We start from the raw sequence: 21962 nt of genomic DNA, 5'->3' as shown, positions 1-21962 counted from the left end.
AATCAGCATATAATAAATGCATAGGTTAACCTAATTCACAAACTTTAAAAAGAATTGAAAAAAGATGGGGACTTAGAAATCAGACAGTAAAGGGCGACTTTTTTCATAAAGAGGAGGAAAAGTAAATGAAGCGTTTCAAAAAAGTGGGAATAGTTTCGGCGGTTTTAGTAATGGCTTTAAGCTTAGCAGCATGTGGTGGTGGAAAAGACACTAGTAAATCGGGCTCATCTGATGAAAAAACATTAACCGTTTCCGTTGACGCAGGCTACAAAGACTACGTGAACAAAATAAAAGGTGACTTTGAAAAAGACAATGACGTGAAAGTAAAAGTAGTCGAAAAAGACATGTTCGAAACATTAGAAGCATTGCCACTTGATGGCCCGGCTGGAACTGCTCCAGACGTAATGATGTCCGCATTTGATAGAATTGGAAGCTTAGGCCAACAAGGACATTTAGCTGAAGTAAAACTTGGTAATAAAGACGATTACGATGAAAAAGACCAAAAACAAGTAACAATTGACGATAAAATTTATGGCGCTCCAGCAATTATTGAAACTCTAGTGCTTTACTATAATAAAGATTTACTCGACAAAGCTCCAGCAACTTTCAAAGATTTAGAAACACTTTCTAAAGATTCTCGTTTTGCTTTCACTTCTGAAAAAGGAAAAAATACTGGTTTCTTAGCAAAATGGACTGATTTCTACTTCTCTTACGGACTACTTGCAGGATACGGTGGTTATGTATTCGGCGATGAAGGTACAAATCCAAAAGACATCGGTTTAAACAATAAAGGTTCGGTTGAAGGAATTACTTACGCAACAAAATGGTTCCAAGATGTATGGCCAAAAGGTATGCAAGACAATAAGAGTGCAGACGACTTTATTCAAGATCAATTTGTTAAAGGAAAAGCAGCAGCAATTCTAGGTGGACCTTGGTCAGCAGCAAATTACAAAGAAGCAAAAATTAATTACGGTGTAGCAAAAATCCCAACACTAAACAATGGTAAAGAGTATTCTCCATTTGCAGGCGGTAAAGGTTGGGTTGTAAGTAACTATTCTAAAAACAAAGATGTAGCTCAAAAATGGTTGGATTATGTGACTAACCAAAAAAATCAAGAAACTTTATATGATATGACAAATGAAGTGCCAGCTAACTTAAAAGCACGTGATACAGCGAAATCGAAAAATGATGAATTAACTAATGCTGTTATCGAACAATACAAAAATGCGCAACCAATGCCAAATATTCCAGAAATGTCGGAAGTTTGGACAGGTGCTGAAAACTTAATGTTTGATGCAGCTTCTGGTTCGAAAACTCCGCAACAATCAGCGGACGATGCAGTAAAAGTAATTGAAGATAACGTAACGCAAAAATATACTAAATAATAATGATTTGGCGGGGCAAAGATAGCGCGCTCCGCCATTTTTTTCAACTTAGCTAGTGAATCTATATCTAGAATTGAGGGTAACAAAATGAAACTAGAACAAAAACAAATTAAAAATGTTCGTCAAGCGACTTTGTTATCAATCATTCCAGGGCTTGGTCAATTTTATAATAAGCAAAATTTTAAAGGGATTGTCTTTTTCGCACTATTTGCTTTGTTTATCATAGAATTTTTTGCAGTTGGGCTGAATGCACTGATTGGCCTTGTGACACTTGGATCTGTGCCGGGTGTGGACCATTCCTTATTCTTAATGATTGAGGGTACTTTACAATTAATTGTGACATTACTATTTATAGGCTTTTGGTTTATAAATATTTTCGATGCAAGACGCGTGGCTATGCAGTGGAACCTTGGTGAAACTGTTAACCGTTCTGCTCTTGCTATTATAAAAAATATGCTCGACAAAGGTTTCCCGTACTTACTTACATTACCTGCATACTTAGTGATGACTTTTGTTATTATTTTCCCAGTTCTTGTTACTCTTTTCATGGCATTTACCAACTACGATTTTTACCATATTCCGCCAGCGAATTTAATTGACTGGGTTGGATTTAAGAACTTCTTTAATATTTTCTTCCTAAGTTCGTATCGTGACACGTTCCTAAGCGTATTTTCGTGGACACTCATTTGGACTATCTGTGCCACTTCTTTACAAATTGTCGTTGGGGTGTTTACAGCGATTGTAGCAAACCAAAGCTTTATTAAAGGAAAACGTCTTTTTGGAGTTGTTTTCTTACTTCCTTGGGCGGTTCCAGCTTTTATTACAATCATGAGTTTTTCCAATATGTTTAACGACAGTATTGGTGCAATCAACTCGCAAGTCATTCCGCTTCTAAACCATTTGCCATTTGTTGATATCAATGCGATTGCTTGGAAAACAGATCCTTTCTGGACAAAAGTGGCGCTGATTAGTATTCAAGGTTGGCTTGGTTTCCCGTATATTTACGTTATGGTTACTGGGGTGCTTCAAGCGATTCCAGGTGAGCTTTATGAAGCAGCTAGAATTGATGGAGCAAGTGCGATTCAACGTTTCCGTAAAATTACATTACCGATGATTTTATTTGTAACCGCACCGGTATTTATTACGCAATATACATTTAACTTCAATAACTTTTCGATAATCTACTTATTCAATGAAGGTGGTCCCGGAAGTGTCGGAGCAGGCGCAGGATCAACCGATATCTTAATTTCATGGATTTATAAATTAACAACAGGTACTTCGCCACAATACGCTGTAGCCGCTGCTGTGACGCTTCTTATCTCCATTATCGTTATTACTGTTTCGATGATTGCCTTTAAGAAGACGAATGCCTTTGGGAACGAGGAGATGATGTAAATGAGAGACTTTATGAAAGATCAGCGGACAACAAAGTTCTTAACACAGTTTTTCACGTATTTGTTTTTAACCGTGCTAACGATTATTATTTTGTATCCTATTCTAATAACAGCATCTTCTGCCTTCAAACCAGGGAATATCGCGGCATTTACGCTTGAGTGGTCGGATAGTTGGACGCTGAATAACTTCACGAGATTGTTTAATGAAACATTGTATCTTGATTGGTACAAAAATACACTGATTATCGCGGTTGTAACGATGATTATGCAAGTAACGATTGTGACACTTGCTGGTTATACGTATAGCCGTTACCGTTTTAAAGGTCGTAAAAACAGCTTGATTTTCTTCCTTATTATTCAAATGGTACCAACGATGGCAGCCTTAACAGCTTTCTACGTGTTAGCGATGCTACTTGGCGCACTTGATCAATATTGGTTCTTAACATTGATTTACATCGGTGGTGGGATTCCAATGAACACATGGCTGATGAAAGGGTATTTCGATACCGTGCCGCGTGATCTTGATGAATCCGCCAAGCTTGATGGCGCAGGACATTTCCGGATTTTCGCTCAAATCATCTTGCCACTTGTAAGACCGATGATTGCCGTTCAAGCTTTATGGGCGTTTATGGGACCGTTTGGGGACTTCCTACTTGCAAAATTCCTTCTTAGAACACCAGAAAACTTAACGATTGCGGTAGGACTTCAAACGTTCATCGCCAACCCACAACAACAAAAAGTAGCCTTATTCGCAGCGGGTGCCATTTTAGCCGCGCTACCAATTTGTTTACTGTTCTTCTTCTTACAAAAGAATTTTGTTTCTGGCTTAACTGCCGGTGGAACAAAAGGATAATTGATTTTTAAAAAGGCTGTGATATCAATGAAAAAAGTTCCGTTTATCATTCAATATGTAAAAAGTACACTCGGTCCAACCGCTATTTTCGAAGGCCGGAAAGTACTGAAATTCTGGCAAATGGTCATCGTATTTATTTTCTTAAATGCGTTACTGTTGCTTCCTGTTTCCGCGCACTTTGCCAATCAGTCGAGTTTTGATTTACCAAGTTTAATGCCAAAAATGGCGACGCTTGGCACGGATCAATTGGCGACAGAAATTAGTGGACTGACGCTCGAAAACGGGGCGTTAACCGATAAAAATGCGCACATCGTTGAAAAAACAGCGAATGGTGTGGCTGGTGTGAATTTAACGAAAGCAGAACTTAGTGGAGCGAAGAATGTAATTAATTTCAAAGACCAAGAAATGACGCTTACAGATGCGAGTGGTTACACTTTTGAAGTGAGCTACCCAAAAGATGCGACCTTAAGCGAAATAACGTCAGGTGAGTCGCTCGTTGATTGGGTGTCGGCGCAGTGGTATTTGGAAAACCAAGCATTTGTTTTCCTATCGATGGTGCTGATGATTGGTTCTATCATTTTCGTTAGCTCACTCATGTTAACCGTGTTTACGACGCTTTTCATTTGGATGACAAAACGGAGCAGTTTTTCAAGCATTGCTTCTTTTAAAGAATCAGTAAATTTAACGCTAAATGCACTGGGAATTCCAGTGATTGCGGCTTGTATTATCGGCTTTATCTACTTTGATATTACGATTATTATGGCTGTTCAGTCGCTCGGAATGGTGTTAATGATAGCATGGACATTTTTAAAGACAAGATTTTATAAGACTAGTGAAAAAAGTATGGCTGCTAGTCGCTAATTAGGAGGTTTTAGTATGGCACAGAAGCAATTATTTGAAATCGAACCATGGACATTACGGACAACCAAACTAGATAAAGAAAATAAACGTTTGCAAGAAAGCCTAACTTCACTCGGTAATGGATACATGGGGATGCGCGGGAATTTTGAAGAAGGATACTCCGGCGACGGCCATATTGGAACTTATTATGCAGGCGTGTGGTTTCCAGATAAAACAAGAGTTGGCTGGTGGAAAAATGGCTACCCGGATTATTTCGGTAAAGTCATTAACGGCCTTAATTTTATCGGAATTGAAGTACGTCTTGATGGTGAAAAACTCGATTTATTTGTAGATGAAGTAAGCGATTTTGAACTTGTTTTAGATATGGAAAAAGGTGTTTTAAAACGACAATTCACAGTAGTTAAAAATAATAAAACATTCCGGATTTCCGCGGAACGATTCCTTAGTGTTGCAACGAAAGAACTTGCGGTTATTCACTACCAAGTGGAAGCATTAAGCCCCGCTAAAGTAGAATTAACGTCCTTTTTAGACGGTAACGTGCAAAATGAAGATGCCAACTATGAAGAAATGTTCTGGCAAGAAGTCGAAAAAGCTTCATCGGCGAGTCGTGGTTCACTTGTCACAAAAACTATTCCAAATAACTTCGGAACGCCACGTTTTACTGTTTCTGCGGTGATGGAAAATAAGACCAATGCGGCAAACGAAACAAATCAAACAAAGGCACTTTACGCCGAAAACTATTTTCAATTCGACCTACAAGAAAAGGAAGTAGCGCAAATAGAAAAACGTGTAGTCATTACGACATCTCGTGATTATGTGGAAGGGGAAATTCTTCCAGCAGGAGAAAAAATCTTAAAAAGCTTAGAAGCAAAAACGTATGATGAATTATTAGCCGCGCATGTTTCAGGCTGGCGTGAACGTTGGGATAAAGCGGATGTTGAGATTGCAGGCGATGATTCCGCACAACAAGGTATCCGATTTAACATTTTCCAATTATTTGCTACTTATTACGGTGAGGACGCAAGACTAAACATTGGTCCTAAAGGCTTTACAGGTGAAAAATATGGTGGCGCAACATACTGGGATACAGAAGCTTTTGCACTACCAATGTATTTATCGTTAACGGATAAATCTGTGAGTCACAATTTACTTAAATATCGCCACGACCAATTGGATGGAGCGAAAATCAACGCGCAGAAAATCGGCCTAGCTGGTGCACTGTATCCAATGGTTACTTTTACCGGAGTCGAGTGTCATAATGAATGGGAAATTACATTTGAAGAAATTCACCGCAATGGCGCGATTGCTTATGCGATTTACAATTACACAAATTACACTGGCGATGATTCGTATTTAAAAACAGACGGAATCGAAGTATTGACCGAAATCACTCGTTTTTGGGCCGACCGCGTTCATTTATCTGATCGCTTAGATAAATACATGATTCACGGTGTAACGGGACCAAATGAATACGATAATAACGTCAGCAATAACTGGTATACAAACTATATCGCAGCTTGGACGATTCGTTATACGCTAGAAAACTTAGATGCAGAAGCGAAAAAACGTTTAGACGTGACCGAGTACGAAATCGCCAAATGGGAAGATATCGAGCATCGCATGTATTATCCTTTTGACGAGAAATGGCAGATTTTTGTGCAACACGATACGTTCTTAGATAAAGAGTTGCGTTCCACGGATACATTAAAACCAGAAGATATGCCGATTAACCAAAATTGGTCTTGGGATAAAATTTTACGTTCTTGCTTCATTAAACAAGCAGATGTACTTCAAGGTTTATATTTATTCTATGATGACTTTGACTTTGATACGAAACAACGCAACTTTGAATTTTATGAGCCACTAACGGTACACGAATCTAGCTTATCGCCAGCTGTTCACGCGGTGTTAGCTTCAGAACTTGGTAAATATGATAAAGCGGTAGAACTTTACAAGCGAACTGCAAGACTAGATCTTGACAATATTAACAACGATACAGAAGACGGACTGCACATTACCTCTATGGCAGGAAGCTGGTTATCCATCGTTCAAGGCTTTGCTGGTATGCGAGTAACTGCTGGCGAATTAAGCTTTGCACCATTCTTACCTGATGGCTGGGAAAATTACCGTTTCAAAATCAACTTCCGTAATCGTTTATTAGAAGTAAAAGTAGAAGTTGGAAAGGTTACTGTAAAATTATGCCACGGAGAACCAATTCATTTAGAAATGTATAAGAAAGAATATTTACTAGAAACGGCTATAACAGTAGAATTTTAAGGTTAATAGAACTTGTTGAAAACGATAACAACTGTTTTCAACAAGTTTTTTCTTTAACAAATCTTTCCCATTTTTGGCGGGATGATTGCTTTTTCCGCCCGCACTCTTATGCTATAATAAAGAAAGTGAACCATGTGATCATAAATGGTTTTCAAGAGGCACGGAGGTGAAGTGATGGATTTTTCCAATATGTCGATATTGCATTATCTAGCAAATATTGTAGATATTCTTGTCGTATGGTTTGTAATTTATAAAGTGATCATGTTAATCCGAGGTACAAAAGCAGTACAATTATTAAAAGGCATTTTTATTATCATTGCAGTCAAACTATTAAGCGGATTTTTTGGTCTCCAAACAGTAGAATGGATTACGGATCAGATGCTTACTTGGGGATTCCTTGCAATTATAATTATCTTCCAACCGGAATTACGCCGTGCTTTAGAAACGCTTGGACGAGGCAATATTTTTACTCGTTATGGATCAAGAATTGAGCGCGAACAGCATCATTTAATCGAGTCAATCGAAAAATCTACTCAATATATGGCGAAACGTCGTATTGGGGCGCTGATTTCAGTGGCACGTGATACAGGAATGGACGATTACATTGAAACAGGTATTCCGTTAAATGCAAAAATTTCTTCTCAATTATTAATTAATATTTTTATTCCGAATACACCGCTTCATGATGGAGCAGTTATTATTAAAGGAAACGAAATTGCATCGGCAGCAAGTTACTTACCACTTTCAGATAGCCCGTTCTTATCCAAAGAACTTGGAACGCGTCACCGGGCTGCACTTGGAATTAGTGAAGTGACAGATAGTATTACGATTGTAGTTTCTGAAGAGACAGGCGGAATTTCCCTCACTAAAGGTGGAGAACTTTTCCGTGATGTGTCAGAAGAAGAGTTACATAAAATTCTTCTTAAAGAACTAGTCACAGTAACTGCAAAGAAACCTTCTATCTTTTCTAAATGGAAAGGAGGCAAAAGCGAATGATGGATCGAATTTTAAATAACAAATGGTCGATTCGGATTGTAGCCTTACTACTCGCAGCCATCCTTTTTACATCAGTTAATGCAAATAATAATAACGCCACGACTTTTTCAACGACTTCTTCTAGTGATTCAGAAGTCATCGAAAATGTCCCAGTCAAAGTATATTATGATAAAACGAATTTATATATTTCGGGTATTCCAGAAACCGTTACAGTCACGCTTTCAGGCCCTCGTAGCATCGTTCAGTCTGCCAAAGCTCAACAAGACTTTACCGTTTATGCAGATTTGAAAAATGCTTCCATTGGGACCCAAGAAGTAAAACTACAAGTGAAAGATGTATCTGACCGTCTAAAAGTAAAAGTGAATCCAGCAACAGTCAACGTCAATGTACAAGAAAAAGTAACGAAAAAATTCTCTGTTGACGTAGAATTGAGCAAATCCGTTGTTGCAGATGGTTATCAAGCTGGAACACCAATTATTGATCCTAAAAAAGTTTCCATTACTGGTGCAAAAGATACTATCGAACAAATCGCTTATGTAAAAGCAACGCTCGAAAGTGGCGGTAAGCACAAATCCGAATTTACGGATAAAGCTACAGTCTCCGTGTTTGATAGTAATTTGAACAAGTTAGATGTCGAAGTAAATCCGCAAGAAGTGGAAGTGACCGTGCCAGTTGAAAAAGTTGGTAAGTCCGTTCCAGTGAAAATTAAGCAAGAAGGCACACCAGAAAGTGATATTGAAATTTCTAGCATGACACCAGATAAGTCAGAAGTGGTAGTTGTCGGTGATGATGCGGTCCTTGAAAAAATCAAAGAAATCGAGATTCCAATTGATGTTTCTAAAATCAAAGCAGATACCGTCAAGGAAGTGACTGTTCCCGTTCCAAACGGAGCCAAATCAGTCCAACCAACGACGATAGAGGTGAAGATTAAGACTGTAAAAAAGTCTGAAGCAAATAACAATCCGACAACCTCAGATAACCAAGGTACAGATGAAAATAATAACAACACAGATGATTCAGGTGATAACGATACAAAAATTTCTAAGTCGTTTTCTGATATGCAAGTCTACATGAGTGGATTGAAAAATACATTCGATGCACAAATGATTACTCCAGCAAATGGAAAAGTATCTGTGACGATAACTGGAGAAAAGAAAACAGTTGACGGAATTACGGCAAAAGAACTGAGTGTTATTGCCAATCTGAGTAAAAGCAAAGCAGGCAATTATAGCATACCGCTAGAATTGAACGGTTTGCCAGATAATGTCGCTTATGTTATTAATCCTAAAAAAGCAGATTTCATTATTACAGATAAAGAAGCATCCATTGCAGTACCATCTAAAAGCACATAACATAAGGAGTGTGGGGCGTTAGTCTCATACTCCTCCTTTTTGACAAGAGCTTTTTATACATAGAATAGTAAAAACATGAGTAACGCCAACGTTTTATTGTAGAGAGATGAAATTTTTTCTTAAAAAAGGTATAATAACAAATGTATGGTTGAGATTAGTGAATATAGAACCAGCATTTGACAAAGTAAATATGAAAAGACAAACAAAAATCATTTAGATAATGAATGACTTAGAAGGAGAGTAATAAAATGGGTAAATATTTTGGTACGGATGGAGTTAGAGGTGTAGCAAACTCTGAATTAACACCAGAACTTGCATTCAGATTAGGTCGAATGGGTGGCTATGTTTTAACCCGTCACGTAGGTGAACATCCGCGCGTGCTTGTAGCTCGTGATACACGTATATCTGGAGAAATGTTAGAATCTGCTTTAATCGCAGGACTTGTTTCTGTAGGGATTGAAGTAATGCGTCTAGGCGTTATCTCTACTCCTGGTGTTGCTTATTTAACAAAAGCACAAGGAGCATCTGCCAGCGTCATGATTTCTGCCAGCCATAATCCAGTGGACGATAACGGTATTAAATTCTTTGGTTCAGATGGTTTCAAACTATCTGATGACCAAGAAGAAGAAATTGAGCAACTTCTTGATACAGCAGAAGATACATTACCTCGTCCAAGCGGTGAAGGCCTAGGTACAGTGAGCGATTATTTTGAAGGTAAACAAAAATACATCCAATACTTAAAACAAACAATCGAAAATGACTTTAACGGTTATCATATTGCACTTGACTGTGCGAATGGTGCAACAGCTGGTCTTGCAACGCATTTATTTGCAGATTTAGATGCGGATATTAGTTCGATGGGAGCTTCTCCAAATGGTCTAAATATCAATGATGGCGTTGGTTCAACACACCCAGAAGCACTAGCAGCCTTTGTTTTAGATAAAAAAGCAGATGTTGGTTTAGCTTTTGATGGCGATGGCGACCGTGTCATTGCGATTGACGAAATTGGTCAAATTGTCGATGGAGATAAAATTATGTTTATTTGCGCAAAATATTTGCGTGAACAAGGCTTATTAAATAACAACACGATTGTATCCACTGTCATGAGTAATCTTGGTTTCTACAAAGGCTTGAAAGAGCTTGAAATTGAAGATGTACAAACTGCTGTTGGTGACCGTTACGTAGTTGAAGCAATGCGTGAAGGTAATTATAATCTTGGTGGAGAACAATCTGGTCACATTATTTTCTTAGATCATAATACAACTGGTGATGGGCTTCTTTCAGGAATCCAATTAATCAACGTGATGAAAGCAACTGGGAAAAAATTATCTGAGCTTGCGGCTGAAATGAAAACATTCCCGCAAAAACTAGAAAACATCCGTGTAAGTGATAAAAACCATGTAACAGATAATCCGAAAGTAAGTAAAGTAATCGGTGAAGTAGAAGCTGAAATGGCTGGTAATGGTCGAGTTCTTGTTCGCCCATCCGGTACAGAACCATTAGTAAGAGTTATGGTAGAAGCTGCTACGAAAGAAGAAACAGACGAATATTGTGAACGTATTTCAGCGGTTGTTCGTTCAGAAATGGCACTTAACGATTAAAACAACAAACAAAAAATCCTGATGATAAACTTCATCAGGATTTTATTTCTTTTAATAGAATGATTTGATCTAAGCAAGCAATGCCGTTTTCGGTAATTGTTTGGTCAGGATAATGTTTAGTAAAATAATTCGGCACGATTTGCTGCATCCGAAAATGATTTTTTTGATAAAAGGCAAGTTGGTCGATACTTGAATTACCTGTCTTAACGATGAGCGCAGAAAAACCATTCTTCACTGCATAATCAAAAGCTTTTTCAAGGAGAATTTTACCGATACCTTGATTTCTTTTAGAAGGTTGGACAGCGATATTCATAATTTCAAGTTGCTGCTTGTTTAATGGAAGTAAGCAAATAACACCGATTATTTCATTGGCGTCCACCAGTTGGAAAACGTGTGATGCTTCGAGATATTTCGCAATTTGTTTTTCGCTAGGATCAGCTTCGAGTAATAATTCTAGCGGAGCAGGTTGGCTTTTGTTCCAGGTGGTCCAGTTCATTTTTATCACCTCGGTTTTAGCGTAACATGGTAAGACAGAAATAGGAAGGGAAGTGGGCAAATTGCCTGAAAAAATAAGAGGAATATGCGGTAGTTTGCTAATTGCACTAGGTGTAACACAATTATATAGTTTTGTTAGTGCAGTTATCGGCTACTTTAGCGCAGAAAAAAATAGCTTTACGTTTGTATGGAATTATTGGATGTTATTATTATTCGGATTAGCACTTTTTATTGCCGGTTTCCTTTTCATCAAGCGAGAAAAATTCCGCTTAGCAAGTATCATTGTAGTAAGTTGCTTTGTATTATTCCAAGCATTTTCCGTTTATTATTACCAATTAAGGATTTTTGCGAAATTGGAGTATGCACAGCCATTTGAGTGGTCAGGGACATTATTAGTGATTGCGGGACTTTTACTACTAATAGCACTAATCATTGGACCAAAGTTTGCTAAAAAAGAACAGGGTTCAGATGAAAACTGGAAGAACAAATGGCGTTATGCAGCTGGTTTGTTCGCACTTCTTGGAGCAGTTACGGCTATTTTTGCAGCTGTAACGGTTTTTAAGCAATTACATTCAGACAGTGTCAAACAAGGTTACTTATTCACTACTTCGCTTGATGGCTATTTTGCTTGTTTTGTAGCAGTGATTTTCCTTATTGTAACGGTGCTAGCATGGCGCAAAGTATCACTATTGTTTATCGGGATACTAATGGGAGCAGCTTTTATTCTTTTAACAAACTATTTATCCGTAACAAATTGGATTGATTTCGCGAAAGAAAATTTATCTATCACATTTGGTAGTAATGAAAGACAAGTTTTCGGGATGCAATTTCTTATGGGAACATCGGCTTTTCTATCTAGTGTTTTTGCTTATATCGCCAAAAAATAACCAAAAGCCCTCTAAAATGAATTAGAGGGCTTTTTTTATTAGGATTTTTTGCCAAACACGATATTTGTATAACTATTTAACGTAACGAAATAGTAGATAATATACATTAATGTGTAGATTCCAGTAGAAATAATTACTGGTAAAGTAAGGTCTAGAAGTAACATATTCGAAAGTCCGATAAGTGCGACACTACTGTGCGCGATACCGATAATAAGTGGAATTAAGAAGACCACTAGTAATTGTTTCGCAAGGATTTTTCGAATGTCTTTTTTCGTAAGACCGATTTTCTTCAAGATATCAAATGTGCCAATATCATTGTAAGCTTCTGTAAGCTGTTTAAAGTAGATAATACTTCCTGTAGCTGCTAGGAAAACAAATCCGATGAACATACCGATAAATAGTAGTACACCTGTTACAGTAATGATTTGTTGATAAGAGTCTGCATAAGAAATATAATTGGTATCTTTAGGAAGAAGTGTCCGTACTTCCTTGTCTAGAGCTTGTGCTTGTTTTGCATCTTGAACAGTAACCGATTCAACGCTTGTTGCTGGGATATTTTTATCAGCAGCGATTTGTTCGACTTGTTTATCTGGAAGAACAAGTAAGCCTTGAACAGTACCGAGTGGTGAATCTTGAACAACTTTTTTAATTTCTACACTTGTTTTTTCAGGTGTAGCAAGTGTATATTTTTCGCCGATCATTTTATTACGTGCTTTTTCATCGTAAGTGATAGAAAGAACCATTTGTGCTTCATTATCTTTTAGTTTAGCGGTTTTTTCCGTGTTTCCTTGTTTTTTAACAAGTTCATTATAATTAGATTCAGAAATAACTGGGAAACCGTCATTAATATCATATTCAACAAAATCAGGGCGTTCGCCGTCTGCTTTTACGATATAATATGTGCTTTTTTGTGCGTATTCTACTGGATGATCAGAATCGTTTTCAAGGATATTCATGATTTTGTCATTTGTTTCTGCATTTTCAGGAATCACATATTCAAAGCTGGAAGGTGCAGTTGTTGATGCTGACGTATTTGCTTGGTAATAAATACTACTAATAGTTCCGATAGCCGAAAGCGTTGTTGCACTTAGAATGGAAATAACGATTAAAGTTTTCGCATTGGAAGAAATTCTAAAGTTTAACTGAGAAGTGGAGATGATATTGCTTCCTTTATAGAAAATACGTTTATTATTTCTAAGTTTTGTTAATAGATACGGTAAGAAGAAGGTAATAAATAAAGCTGTACCAACAATTACAGTAGTTAAAATAACGAGAGCGCCAACAGAGAAACCTAGTTTTGCCCAAACAGAATTTTTTGCTTCAAGTGGTTGGCTAGCAATGAAGTAGCCGATTCCGATTAAGACAAGTGACACGAGTGATAGGATGAATGATGGTTTGGGACTTTTCTCACGTTTTGATTCAGAATGAAACAGCTCTAAAAGAGTAGAGCGGTAAATGATTCTGTAACCAGAGAAAGAAGTAAACAAAGTGATGATAATAAAGACAATACTTGTTTGTAAAACTGCTCCCCATGAAAAGGCAAAGCCACCGATGTTTTCAATATTAATTAAATTAAGTAATATGGTTACAAAAAGTTTGGAAAGTAATGTACCAGCTAAAATACCAATAACTAATGCACCAAGTCCCATAATGAAATTCTCATAGAATAACATGCGACCAATTTCTTTTTTTCTAAGACCGAGTAAAGAATAAAGACCGATTTCTTTTTTCCGTTTTCTAGTGAAGAAATTGTTGGAATAAAGAATGAAAATAGCTACGAAAATAAGTAAAATTACCGAAGAACTTGTGAAAGCTGTGGATAATTTTGCAGATTGATCAATTCGCGATGTAACGGATGGATCTTTTGAAAGGACAAGAAAAGTAAAATAAATCATAATGCTGAAAATCATGGATGCGAAATATAAAAAGTAATGTACAAAATTATGTCGAATATTTTTTTTAGCTATATCAAATAACGTCATCTGTGTCGCCCCCCAGTTTTGCAAGGACATCTAGAATTTTTTGGAAGAACTCCTTACGCGTTTTGGTACCACGATAAATTTCCGTATATAATTCTCCGTCTTTAATAAATAAAATACGTTTGCAGAAACTTGCTGCGAAAGCATCATGTGTTACCATCATGATAGTTGCTTTATCTTGTTCGTTTAAGTCACATAAGCTTTCTAGTAAATTTGTTGCAGATTTTGAATCCAGTGCACCAGTTGGTTCATCGGCAAAAATCATGCTTGGTGATGTAATAATAGCGCGTGATGCTGCGGTACGTTGTTTTTGACCACCAGAGATTTCGCTTGGATATTTATCAAGAATTTCTGAAATACCAAATTTAGTGCTGATGACTTTTAATTTTTCTTCTATTTCATTTACTGGATGTTTTGCTAATGCCAGTGGAAGGATGATATTTTCGCGAGTTGTAAGTGTATCTAGTAAGTTGTAATCTTGGAAAATAAAACCCAGTTTGTCGCGGCGGAAAGTAGACATTTGTTGTTCGTCCATATTTTCAAGTGCATGACCAGAAATCATGATTTCACCAGAAGTTGGCTTGTCAATTGTTGATAAAACGTTAAGTAGTGTGGATTTACCTGCCCCAGATGGCCCCATAATTCCAGTGAATTCGCCTTCTTTGATATCAATGCTGATATTTTCTAACGCAGTGTAGACATTTCCTTTGCTGCCGTAAATTTTTCTCACATTTTTTGCTTGTAAAACTGTCTCCATTATTTTCTCTCCTTATAAAACTAGATTCGGTTAGTATATGTATCATTCTATCGTGTATATAGGACCCGTTCCATCGCATCAAATGACATTTACGGTAGATATCCTTACAAAAATGTTAGTTTAGTGAAATAAAAAACCGGAATCCAGCTAACAAAATCACTCATTTGTTAGATTGAATTCCAGTTTTTACTTATATTAAATAGTAAATAATTTAGAAAGTTGTTCGGATAGTAACAGGTTTCCAATGAAGAATGAGCCGAATTCGGCATAACGAGCGCTTGCTTCATCAAAGCGCATTTCCGTTACGATGCGTTTGAACTCCAGTGCATCATCGGAAAATAAAGTGACACCCCATTCGTAATCGTCAAATCCGATGGAACCACCGATAATTTGTTGTACTTTCCCCGCATAGCTTCTACCAATCAAACCATGGTCGCGAATCAGTTGTTGACGTTCTTCCATTGGAAGCATATACCAATTATCAGCGCCGTCCCGTTTTTTACTCATTGGGTAGAAACAAATATGCTTTTTAGGTGGGAGTGCTGGATAGAGTCTCGCGCGAACCCCTTTGTTTTGGTAAGGATCTTCGCCGCCCGCCATGTGAGATGCTAGATAGTTACTTAATTCCACCACAGATATATAGGAATAAGTGGGCAACAAGTAGTCGGCAATCGCTAATTTATTAAAACGATTTTCGACTTCATTCAGCGCTTCAAGGGAATCACGCAAAGTGAAGAATACTAAATCTGCTTTTTGACCAAGAATACTGTAAATGGTATGTTCACCTTCACCGATATTTTTAGTAATTTCCATATCGCTTAAAAAGTGGCTGAGTTCATTTAACATAAGTTCCTGATTACCTGGATTTAGTTCACGCCACGCAGCCCAGTCAATCGAACGAAAATCATGTAGACAAAACCAACCGTCTAATGTTTTTACTGCTTCATTCATTATGTATCACTCCTTGTTTAGAATATCACTAACTAAAGTGTAACATACGGGAAGTAGTTCGTCCGTTTCGCTGTTTGTGAAATTTACGTTTCAAAAGGACGGTATTTTTCACGTAAGCTTTGTTGGTTTTCAAGCCGAAGTTCAATGTCCATTCGGTGAAAAAGAACCATATTTCCTTTTTTCGTAAAGGGGAGTACATCGCGTTTGGCTAAGGAAAGGAGTGCTTGCTTAGATATGCCTAAGTAAGTCGCGGCTTCATTCGCAGTCAGGAAGTTTTCTTCAAGCCATTTAAAATCTATTTGTTGTTGGCGCACATCTTTTCACCTCTTTTTCTTTAAGTGTAGAAAATATCTGGCAGAAATACAAGAGAAAACATTAACAATTGCCTAAAAACAAGCTATACTTTAACTAAATGATAAATCTAGGAGGCATAAATATGAATGACGTATTAACTTTGCTAAGAAATCATCGCTCTTTTCGTAAATATAAAAAAGGGGTCGAGATTCCGGAAGAAAAACTAGATGCGATTATCCGAGCAGCTCAAGCGGCCCCATCGTGGATTAATGGTCAACACTATTCGATTATAGCCATTAAAGACCAAGAACGTAAAAATAAAATGGCCGAGCTATGCGGAAATCAACCTTACATAGCAGAATGTTCCGTTTTTCTTTGTTTTGTGGCAGATTTTCACCGCGTAAAAGTAGCGAGTGACATGCACGGCAAAAGTTTCCAAATTGCCGGGGAAGAAGATTTACTGATGGTTGCGGCAACAGACATCGGACTTTGTATGCAAAATGCTTTAACAGCTGCTGAGTCGCTTGATTATGGGACGATTTGTATTGGCGGCTTGCGCAGAAATATTACGGCAACCGCTGAATTTCTAAATTTACCAGAATTCGTCATGCCTGTTGTTGGACTTTGTATTGGCGTTCCGGATGTCGAAGCGCCTGTAAAACCTCGTTTACCAAAAGAAGCAGTTTATTTTGAAGAGACGTACCAAACAGATGTCATGCCTTTGCTAGAAGCATATGACCAAGAGATTATTCCGTTTTCAGAGCGAGAAGGCTTTGTTTCTTATACCGAACGGTTAGCCAAATTTTATGACAGACCTTATTACCCAAATTTAACCGAACAAATAAAAGAAAGAGGTTTTTTAGGCGGGAAATAACTAGCATCTTCGCCATTATTAGTATATACTTTTAATTGACAAAACCCAGCAAAAACGCTGGAATGGAGGTAATTTTATAATGACAGAAGCATTATTTTTAAACCCTGTTTTTCAAGATCGAATTTGGGGTGGAACGAAATTACATGATTATTTTGGTTACGATATCCCGTCTGATACTACTGGAGAAGACTGGGCGATTTCCGCTCATCCGAACGGTCCTTCCGTAATCAAAAATGGCGAATATAAAGGCAAAACATTAGCTGAATTATGGCAAGAAAATCCTGCACTTTTTGGTAATCCGAAAGAAGCCGTTTTCCCACTATTAACGAAAATTTTGGATGCGAATACGGACCTTTCTGTACAAGTTCATCCAAATGATGAATATGCGAAAGTGCATGAAAACGGGGAACTTGGCAAAACAGAATGCTGGTATATTATTGACTGCGCTCCTGGTGCGGAATTAATATACGGACACAAAGCAGCTAGCAAAGAAGAATTTGCTACTTGGGCAAAAAACGGCGAATGGGATAAATTGCTTCGTAAAGTGGCGATTAAACCTGGTGAATTTTATTATGTTCCAAGTGGTACAATTCATGCGTTAGGCACGGGGACGTTAGTGCTTGAAACACAACAAAGCTCTGATACTACTTATCGTGTATATGACTATGATCGTAAAGACGCAGAAGGAAACTTGCGCGAACTTCATTTAGATAAAGCTATTGACGTTACGACTGCACCACATGTGGATGCGAAGTTAGATATTAAAACAGAAACACGTGGTGGGTTGACTGAAACTACTTTTGTATCGAATGATTTCTTTAGCGTATACAAATGGGAAGTGGACGGCGTGGCTGAATTTGCGGCTAAAGCTACTTATACGTTAGTGAGTGTTTTAGACGGAGAAGCGGTACTTACGATTGATGGAACAAAACAATCGATTAAAAAAGGCGATCATTTTGTATTACCGAATGATGTAAAAGCTTGGGAAATTGATGGAAAAATGACGGCGATTGTTTCGAATCCGCCGGTGAAATAACAAATAAGCAGAAATCGTTGTATAAAACCATTTTGAAAATGGAATATACAAGATTTCTGCTTCTTTATTGTTTTATGAAATGACAACTAAAATATCGTTTTGGATTACTTATAATTTATTTTTTTGGATGTATTAATGATAAATGTATTCATATAAGTCGTTATTTCTAGTTTGTGTTTTTCTGCATCAATGGTTTTAGGTGTTAGTTCATAATAACTTGCATTTTCGATATTACGTTTATAAAACAAACTGTATTCGATTGGGTGAATTACATCATAGTTATTTGCGAGTATAAGAGTAGGAATCGTTAAATTAGCCAATTCACTTTTGCTTTTTATTGGTCTATCTTTAGGTATGTCGCTAAACTTTTTATAGTGGGTAACAGCGGCGTCATCTTCAAAATAGCGCTTAAACGTATCAATTGCTTTAGGATAGGTCTCTTTTATCGATGGAAAAATCGGATCTTGCTCAAATAATAGGGCACCATCTTTTTTAGGCCAATACTTACTTACGGTACTAAACCATGCTATCACTTCTTTTTTCATCGGTTCATCTGTCGCAGAACTCCTAAGTATTATAAGCCCCAGTACTTTATCGGCTGCTTGGACGGCCAAATTCACGGCAACACCAGCCCCCATAGATAATCCTCCGACAAAAAAATGATGTATTCCTAAATAATCCATTAACGCTAATGCATCCTTGGCTAATCTGTCGTAGCTAAGTTTTCTGGAATCGTTTCCGCTTTTTCCGTGGCCTCTTTGATCCAATGAAATTAATTGGATTTTCTCGTCTTTATCAAATGTTTCATAAGCAAATTTTAAATTATCACCTAATCCATGAAGAAATAAAAATGGTATGCCTTTCCCTTGGATTTCATAGTTAAAGTAAGTTCCCTCGTGTTTAAATAATGGCATATTTTATAATCCACTCCTCTGAAAGTATTTATCCAGTCGATTTAATATATTTCACCATCAATCCATGTAGTTAGAACTTCAAAATTTTTATCAAGTAAAACTAAATCAGCGACATAGCCTTTTTCAATTCGACCAAAATTGTTCATTCCTAAAATGTCTGCCGGTGTACTTGCTGCCATTTGAATAGCGTCTTGTAAGTGAATCCCAAATTCATTACTTAACTTTAAGGATTTATTCATCGTCACGGTACTTGAAGCTAATGTCCCGTCTTTTAAGCGAGCTATGCCTTCCTTAACCGTTACTTGGTGACCGCCAAAAATATACTCCCCGTCGCCAACTCCCATAGCTTGAAGGGCATCGGTTGTGAGAACCATTTTATCTGGTCCTTTAATTTTGTGAATAAGGCGCACGATTCCAGGATGGAGATGGACACCGTCTACAATGGCTTGAACGCTTACCGAATCATTTTCCAAGGCTGCTGTAACAAGTCCTGGTGCCCGGTGATGAATGGCTGGCATAGCATTGAAGCAATGTGTGATGTGAGTTGCTCCTTGTTCGAAAGCATTTTGTGCTTCTTCATAAGTGGCATTGGAATGCGCAATAGCGACCACAACTCCTCTTTTTTTCAAGAAGTCAATGAGTTCGATACCTCCAGGCAATTCTGGAGCAATTGTGACCATTTTTATCAGACCATCTGCTTCATCGAAAATCTTTTTCATTTCTTTTAAATCGGGGTGTCTTAAATAGGCTGGATTTTGCATTCCTTTTTTTTCTATATTAAGGTAGGGGCCTTCTAAATGAATTCCTGCAATTTTGGCACCTTTCTCTTTTCCAATGACTTTTTTAGTTTGCTTAATCATTTGGATCAAGTCTTCAAAAGAAGAACTAACCGAGGTGACTAAGAAACTAGTACATCCGGTTTCCGCACAAGCCATCGAAACAGCTTGGATGCTTTCTGTTGAGCCATCCATCATATCGTAATTATTCGCCCCATGAATATGAACGTCAACCATTCCGGGAATTAGCAACTGTCCATTTCCATCGAAAGTTGGCTCATCTGAATACTTTTCAGGAGTAGTTGAACAAACTTCTTTTATCAAATTTCCTTCTGTAATAACTGCTGCATCGATTAATTCATTTTCTTTGTAAATTTTCACATTGTTGATAACGGCCATTATTTTCACAATCCTTTCAAAGATATAACTTCTACTTCTTCAGAAATAAGGTGCTGCATTAAATCTTTTGGTAAAGGCTGATCTGTTATTACGGCATCAATTCCAGAAAAATCAATTTTGGAAGCTGTCTTTTTATTTACTTTTGTACTATCAATTAGTAAAAATACTTTTTCGGAATTCCTGATAATCTCTTGTTTCATATAAACATCTGTAAGTTCTGAATAAAAGATGCCATCTTCCGTTAGCCCAGCTCCGCCAATAAAAGCCAGATCAAAATTAAATTGTTTGAGTTGGTCTAAAACGGGCTCGCCTGATAATACACGCGAATGGAAGTTGAAAAAACCACCGAGCAAGTATACTTTATTATCTTGATTCTGAGATGCAGCTATGGCATTATCCATCGAATTCGTTACTACTACTAAATCATGTTGCTCGAGCTCTGATGCTAAAAAATGAACGGTGGTAGAAACATCTAAATAGATTGTCATATGATCTTTTATCGTTTTACCAGCCGCATGAGCAATCGCTTGTTTCTGTGCGCTCTGTTTCACTAATCTACTAGTATAACTTTCTATTTGCGGTTTTAAAATCGGTTGTGACACGCCACCTGGATATCGTTCCGCAAGTCCACTTTCCACTAATTTTAAAATATCTCGCCTTGCTGTATCTTTGGAAATGGAAAAAATTCGCATGAGTTCTTCTTGAGAAATCGTTTTTTGTTTCTCTAACAGCTTCAGTTCTTCCACTATTCGTTCTTTTTGGTTCATAATTTCACCAACCTCGGTTAATTTATTTTAAGTTTATTTAATCATTTAATAAGTTTTTATAAGTTTATTATAAACTTTATTCATTTTATGTCAACTTATTATTTTTCTTTTTTCAATTTTTGGGGGTGAGTTTTTCGTGCTTTTTGAGTCAGTACCTAATCTAGGTTATAATAAAAGTAATTGTGATTGAAAAACCTTTAAAAGATTACAAAAAATGGACAACATAGAGGTGGGAAAATGTCTTTAAAAATGAAATGGATTATAGCAGTTATTCTTATCGTTCTACTTTTAGTTGTGGGGTGGTTTCTTGGGACTCGGTTGACGGTAAAAAAATACGAAGTGAGTTCTGCTAAAATTGACCAAGAGATTAAAATCGTGCAATTATCGGATTTGCATTTTAGTGAATTTGGGAATAAAAACGAAAAATTAGTAGATAAAGTAGTTGCGCTACAACCAGATGTGATTACGATTACGGGGGATTTATTTGATAGGCAAGGCGATAGTGTTCCTAAAGAACTTATTGAAAAATTAACGAAGATTGCGCCAGTTTATTATTCGCCGGGAAATCATGAATATGATGTGAAAGGTGCGTATGAGAGTGACTACAAGCCTTTTTTAGAAAAAATGGGTGTGGTTAACTTGGAAGATAAAACGGCTACTATCGATGTTAATGGGCAGAAATTTCAAATGTCTGGGTTGCGGAGTAGTGCGAAATTAGATTATGACTATCCTTATTATAAGGAAGGTTTAGCCGAAATAAAAAGCCAGCAAGATTCAGCGTATTATCAAGTTCTTTTGTCCCATATGCCAGATTATTTTGAGCTTTATGTGGAAAATGACTTTGATTTAACGTTAAGTGGTCATACACATGGCGGGATTATACGTATTCCGTATACGAATATTGGCGCGATTGCTCCGGGGCCGCAGCGAGTTATTTTGCCAGATTATGTTTACGGGAAGCATACGAAAGATGGAAAGACGATGATTATTTCAGCAGGACTTGGCGCAGGTAGTTTTAATCAAAAAGCATTTCCTCGGTTAGGTAATCCATATGAAATTGTTGCGGTTACGATAAAACCGGAGACGAAATAAAAAAGAGCCTTAGAAAAGGCTC

Annotated in this window: 20 protein-coding genes; 12 read left to right on the top strand and 8 right to left on the bottom strand. The window is 37.3% G+C overall.

From position 1 onward, the window contains the following. Positions 1 to 125: 125 nt before the first annotated feature. The 8 genes from AB2Q86_RS11300 to glmM all read left to right on the top strand — a co-directional run bounded on the left by AB2Q86_RS11300 (position 126) and on the right by glmM (position 10719). A complete protein-coding gene (locus AB2Q86_RS11300) occupies positions 126 to 1385 on the top strand; it encodes an extracellular solute-binding protein (RefSeq protein WP_003724548.1) in 1260 nt (419 codons plus the stop codon). An 87-nt stretch (positions 1386 to 1472) separates the two neighbouring features. Further along, entirely contained in the window at positions 1473 to 2780 is a 1308-nt protein-coding gene (locus AB2Q86_RS11295; RefSeq protein ID WP_003737205.1) for a carbohydrate ABC transporter permease, read from the top strand. After that, a complete protein-coding gene (locus AB2Q86_RS11290) occupies positions 2781 to 3632 on the top strand; it encodes a sugar ABC transporter permease (protein ID WP_003722383.1) in 852 nt (283 codons plus the stop codon). Between the two features lie 27 nt (positions 3633 to 3659). Further along, a complete protein-coding gene (locus tag AB2Q86_RS11285) occupies positions 3660 to 4493 on the top strand; it encodes a DUF1189 domain-containing protein (protein ID WP_012580935.1) in 834 nt (277 codons plus the stop codon). 15 nt (positions 4494 to 4508) lie between these two features. Then, positions 4509 to 6770 (top strand): glycoside hydrolase family 65 protein, encoded by a 2262-nt coding sequence (locus tag AB2Q86_RS11280; protein WP_014598977.1) that lies wholly within the window; start codon positions 4509 to 4511, stop codon positions 6768 to 6770. A 174-nt stretch (positions 6771 to 6944) separates the two neighbouring features. Further along, entirely contained in the window at positions 6945 to 7766 is an 822-nt protein-coding gene (dacA, locus tag AB2Q86_RS11275; RefSeq protein ID WP_003722380.1) for a diadenylate cyclase, read from the top strand. Continuing rightward, positions 7766 to 9118 (top strand): YbbR-like domain-containing protein, encoded by a 1353-nt coding sequence (locus AB2Q86_RS11270; RefSeq protein ID WP_077904950.1) that lies wholly within the window; start codon positions 7766 to 7768, stop codon positions 9116 to 9118. The genes dacA and AB2Q86_RS11270 overlap by 1 nt, the downstream gene beginning before the upstream one ends. A gap of 248 nt (positions 9119 to 9366) precedes the next feature. Further along, positions 9367 to 10719, top strand: a complete 1353-nt coding sequence (glmM, locus tag AB2Q86_RS11265) for a phosphoglucosamine mutase (RefSeq protein WP_003730376.1) — start codon at positions 9367 to 9369, stop codon at positions 10717 to 10719. Positions 10720 to 10753: 34 nt separating this feature from the next. On the opposite strand, the gene AB2Q86_RS11260 is transcribed toward glmM, so the two are convergent. Continuing rightward, positions 10754 to 11215, bottom strand: coding sequence for a GNAT family N-acetyltransferase (locus tag AB2Q86_RS11260; protein ID WP_012580938.1), 462 nt, complete (start codon positions 11213 to 11215; stop codon positions 10754 to 10756). A 61-nt stretch (positions 11216 to 11276) separates the two neighbouring features. Here AB2Q86_RS11260 and AB2Q86_RS11255 point away from each other — a divergent pair, with 61 nt between their 5' ends. Further along, complete coding sequence (locus tag AB2Q86_RS11255; RefSeq protein WP_014589110.1) at positions 11277 to 12101, top strand: hypothetical protein; 825 nt, start codon at positions 11277 to 11279, stop codon at positions 12099 to 12101. Between the two features lie 38 nt (positions 12102 to 12139). On the opposite strand, the gene AB2Q86_RS11250 is transcribed toward AB2Q86_RS11255, so the two are convergent. From AB2Q86_RS11250 to AB2Q86_RS11235, 4 genes are all read right to left on the bottom strand, one after another. Beyond that, the gene (locus AB2Q86_RS11250) at positions 12140 to 14083 is read right to left on the bottom strand and encodes an FtsX-like permease family protein (RefSeq protein ID WP_012580940.1); all 1944 of its coding nucleotides are present in this window, start codon (positions 14081 to 14083) and stop codon (positions 12140 to 12142) included. Beyond that, positions 14070 to 14837, bottom strand: coding sequence for an ABC transporter ATP-binding protein (locus AB2Q86_RS11245; RefSeq protein WP_003730372.1), 768 nt, complete (start codon positions 14835 to 14837; stop codon positions 14070 to 14072). Before AB2Q86_RS11245 ends, AB2Q86_RS11250 begins: the two co-directional genes overlap by 14 nt. A 195-nt stretch (positions 14838 to 15032) precedes the next feature. Then, positions 15033 to 15788: a hydrogen peroxide-dependent heme synthase gene (gene hemQ / locus AB2Q86_RS11240; protein ID WP_003731933.1), complete on the bottom strand. Its 756-nt coding sequence runs from the start codon at positions 15786 to 15788 to the stop codon at positions 15033 to 15035. Between the two features lie 83 nt (positions 15789 to 15871). Continuing rightward, positions 15872 to 16102: a helix-turn-helix domain-containing protein gene (locus AB2Q86_RS11235; protein WP_003722372.1), complete on the bottom strand. Its 231-nt coding sequence runs from the start codon at positions 16100 to 16102 to the stop codon at positions 15872 to 15874. Positions 16103 to 16224: 122 nt separating this feature from the next. Between AB2Q86_RS11235 and AB2Q86_RS11230 the strand changes: the two genes are divergently transcribed. Then, a complete protein-coding gene (locus AB2Q86_RS11230; protein WP_003737192.1) occupies positions 16225 to 16956 on the top strand; it encodes an NADPH-dependent oxidoreductase in 732 nt (243 codons plus the stop codon). A 79-nt stretch (positions 16957 to 17035) separates the two neighbouring features. Beyond that, positions 17036 to 17992, top strand: coding sequence for a mannose-6-phosphate isomerase, class I (gene manA / locus AB2Q86_RS11225; protein WP_012580941.1), 957 nt, complete (start codon positions 17036 to 17038; stop codon positions 17990 to 17992). Positions 17993 to 18096: 104 nt separating this feature from the next. Here manA and AB2Q86_RS11220 read toward each other — a convergent pair whose 3' ends face one another. Genes AB2Q86_RS11220 through AB2Q86_RS11210 form a run of 3 tightly spaced genes read right to left on the bottom strand, consistent with a single transcriptional unit; the run spans position 18097 to position 20848 of the window. Then, positions 18097 to 18906: an alpha/beta fold hydrolase gene (locus AB2Q86_RS11220; protein ID WP_012580942.1), complete on the bottom strand. Its 810-nt coding sequence runs from the start codon at positions 18904 to 18906 to the stop codon at positions 18097 to 18099. A 41-nt stretch (positions 18907 to 18947) separates the two neighbouring features. Beyond that, positions 18948 to 20081, bottom strand: a complete 1134-nt coding sequence (gene nagA, locus AB2Q86_RS11215) for an N-acetylglucosamine-6-phosphate deacetylase (RefSeq protein ID WP_012580943.1) — start codon at positions 20079 to 20081, stop codon at positions 18948 to 18950. Between the two features lie 5 nt (positions 20082 to 20086). Further along, on the bottom strand, positions 20087 to 20848 hold the full coding sequence (locus AB2Q86_RS11210; protein WP_012580944.1) for a DeoR/GlpR family DNA-binding transcription regulator: 762 nt from the start codon (positions 20846 to 20848) through the stop codon (positions 20087 to 20089). A 237-nt stretch (positions 20849 to 21085) separates the two neighbouring features. On the opposite strand from AB2Q86_RS11210, the gene AB2Q86_RS11205 reads away from it, so the two are divergent. Continuing rightward, complete coding sequence (locus AB2Q86_RS11205) at positions 21086 to 21940, top strand: metallophosphoesterase (protein WP_012580945.1); 855 nt, start codon at positions 21086 to 21088, stop codon at positions 21938 to 21940. The last annotated feature ends 22 nt before the right edge of the window (positions 21941 to 21962 follow it).

It is taken from the genome of Listeria monocytogenes, from assembly GCF_041765605.1.
Classification (GTDB): Bacteria; Bacillota; Bacilli; order Lactobacillales; family Listeriaceae; genus Listeria; species Listeria monocytogenes_D.
This window is presented reverse-complemented; position numbering and strand designations above follow the sequence as displayed.

Bases quoted from the DNA above. Each gene is read 5' to 3' on its own strand.
- AB2Q86_RS11270 (WP_077904950.1), top strand. From the start codon at position 7,766: ATGGATCGAATTTTAAATAACAAATGGTCGATTCGGATTGTAGCCTTA.
- dacA (WP_003722380.1), top strand. From the start codon at position 6,945: ATGGATTTTTCCAATATGTCGATATTGCATTATCTAGCAAATATTGTA.
- AB2Q86_RS11260 (WP_012580938.1), bottom strand. From the start codon at position 11,215: ATGAACTGGACCACCTGGAACAAAAGCCAACCTGCTCCGCTAGAATTA.
- AB2Q86_RS11295 (WP_003737205.1), top strand. From the start codon at position 1,473: ATGAAACTAGAACAAAAACAAATTAAAAATGTTCGTCAAGCGACTTTG.
- glmM (WP_003730376.1), top strand. From the start codon at position 9,367: ATGGGTAAATATTTTGGTACGGATGGAGTTAGAGGTGTAGCAAACTCT.
- AB2Q86_RS11250 (WP_012580940.1), bottom strand. From the start codon at position 14,083: ATGACGTTATTTGATATAGCTAAAAAAAATATTCGACATAATTTTGTA.
- AB2Q86_RS11245 (WP_003730372.1), bottom strand. From the start codon at position 14,837: ATGGAGACAGTTTTACAAGCAAAAAATGTGAGAAAAATTTACGGCAGC.
- AB2Q86_RS11290 (WP_003722383.1), top strand. From the start codon at position 2,781: ATGAGAGACTTTATGAAAGATCAGCGGACAACAAAGTTCTTAACACAG.
- AB2Q86_RS11280 (WP_014598977.1), top strand. From the start codon at position 4,509: ATGGCACAGAAGCAATTATTTGAAATCGAACCATGGACATTACGGACA.
- AB2Q86_RS11220 (WP_012580942.1), bottom strand. From the start codon at position 18,906: ATGCCATTATTTAAACACGAGGGAACTTACTTTAACTATGAAATCCAA.
- AB2Q86_RS11230 (WP_003737192.1), top strand. From the start codon at position 16,225: ATGAATGACGTATTAACTTTGCTAAGAAATCATCGCTCTTTTCGTAAA.
- AB2Q86_RS11205 (WP_012580945.1), top strand. From the start codon at position 21,086: ATGTCTTTAAAAATGAAATGGATTATAGCAGTTATTCTTATCGTTCTA.
- hemQ (WP_003731933.1), bottom strand. From the start codon at position 15,788: ATGAATGAAGCAGTAAAAACATTAGACGGTTGGTTTTGTCTACATGAT.
- AB2Q86_RS11285 (WP_012580935.1), top strand. From the start codon at position 3,660: ATGAAAAAAGTTCCGTTTATCATTCAATATGTAAAAAGTACACTCGGT.
- AB2Q86_RS11210 (WP_012580944.1), bottom strand. From the start codon at position 20,848: ATGAACCAAAAAGAACGAATAGTGGAAGAACTGAAGCTGTTAGAGAAA.
- AB2Q86_RS11300 (WP_003724548.1), top strand. From the start codon at position 126: ATGAAGCGTTTCAAAAAAGTGGGAATAGTTTCGGCGGTTTTAGTAATG.
- manA (WP_012580941.1), top strand. From the start codon at position 17,036: ATGACAGAAGCATTATTTTTAAACCCTGTTTTTCAAGATCGAATTTGG.
- nagA (WP_012580943.1), bottom strand. From the start codon at position 20,081: ATGGCCGTTATCAACAATGTGAAAATTTACAAAGAAAATGAATTAATC.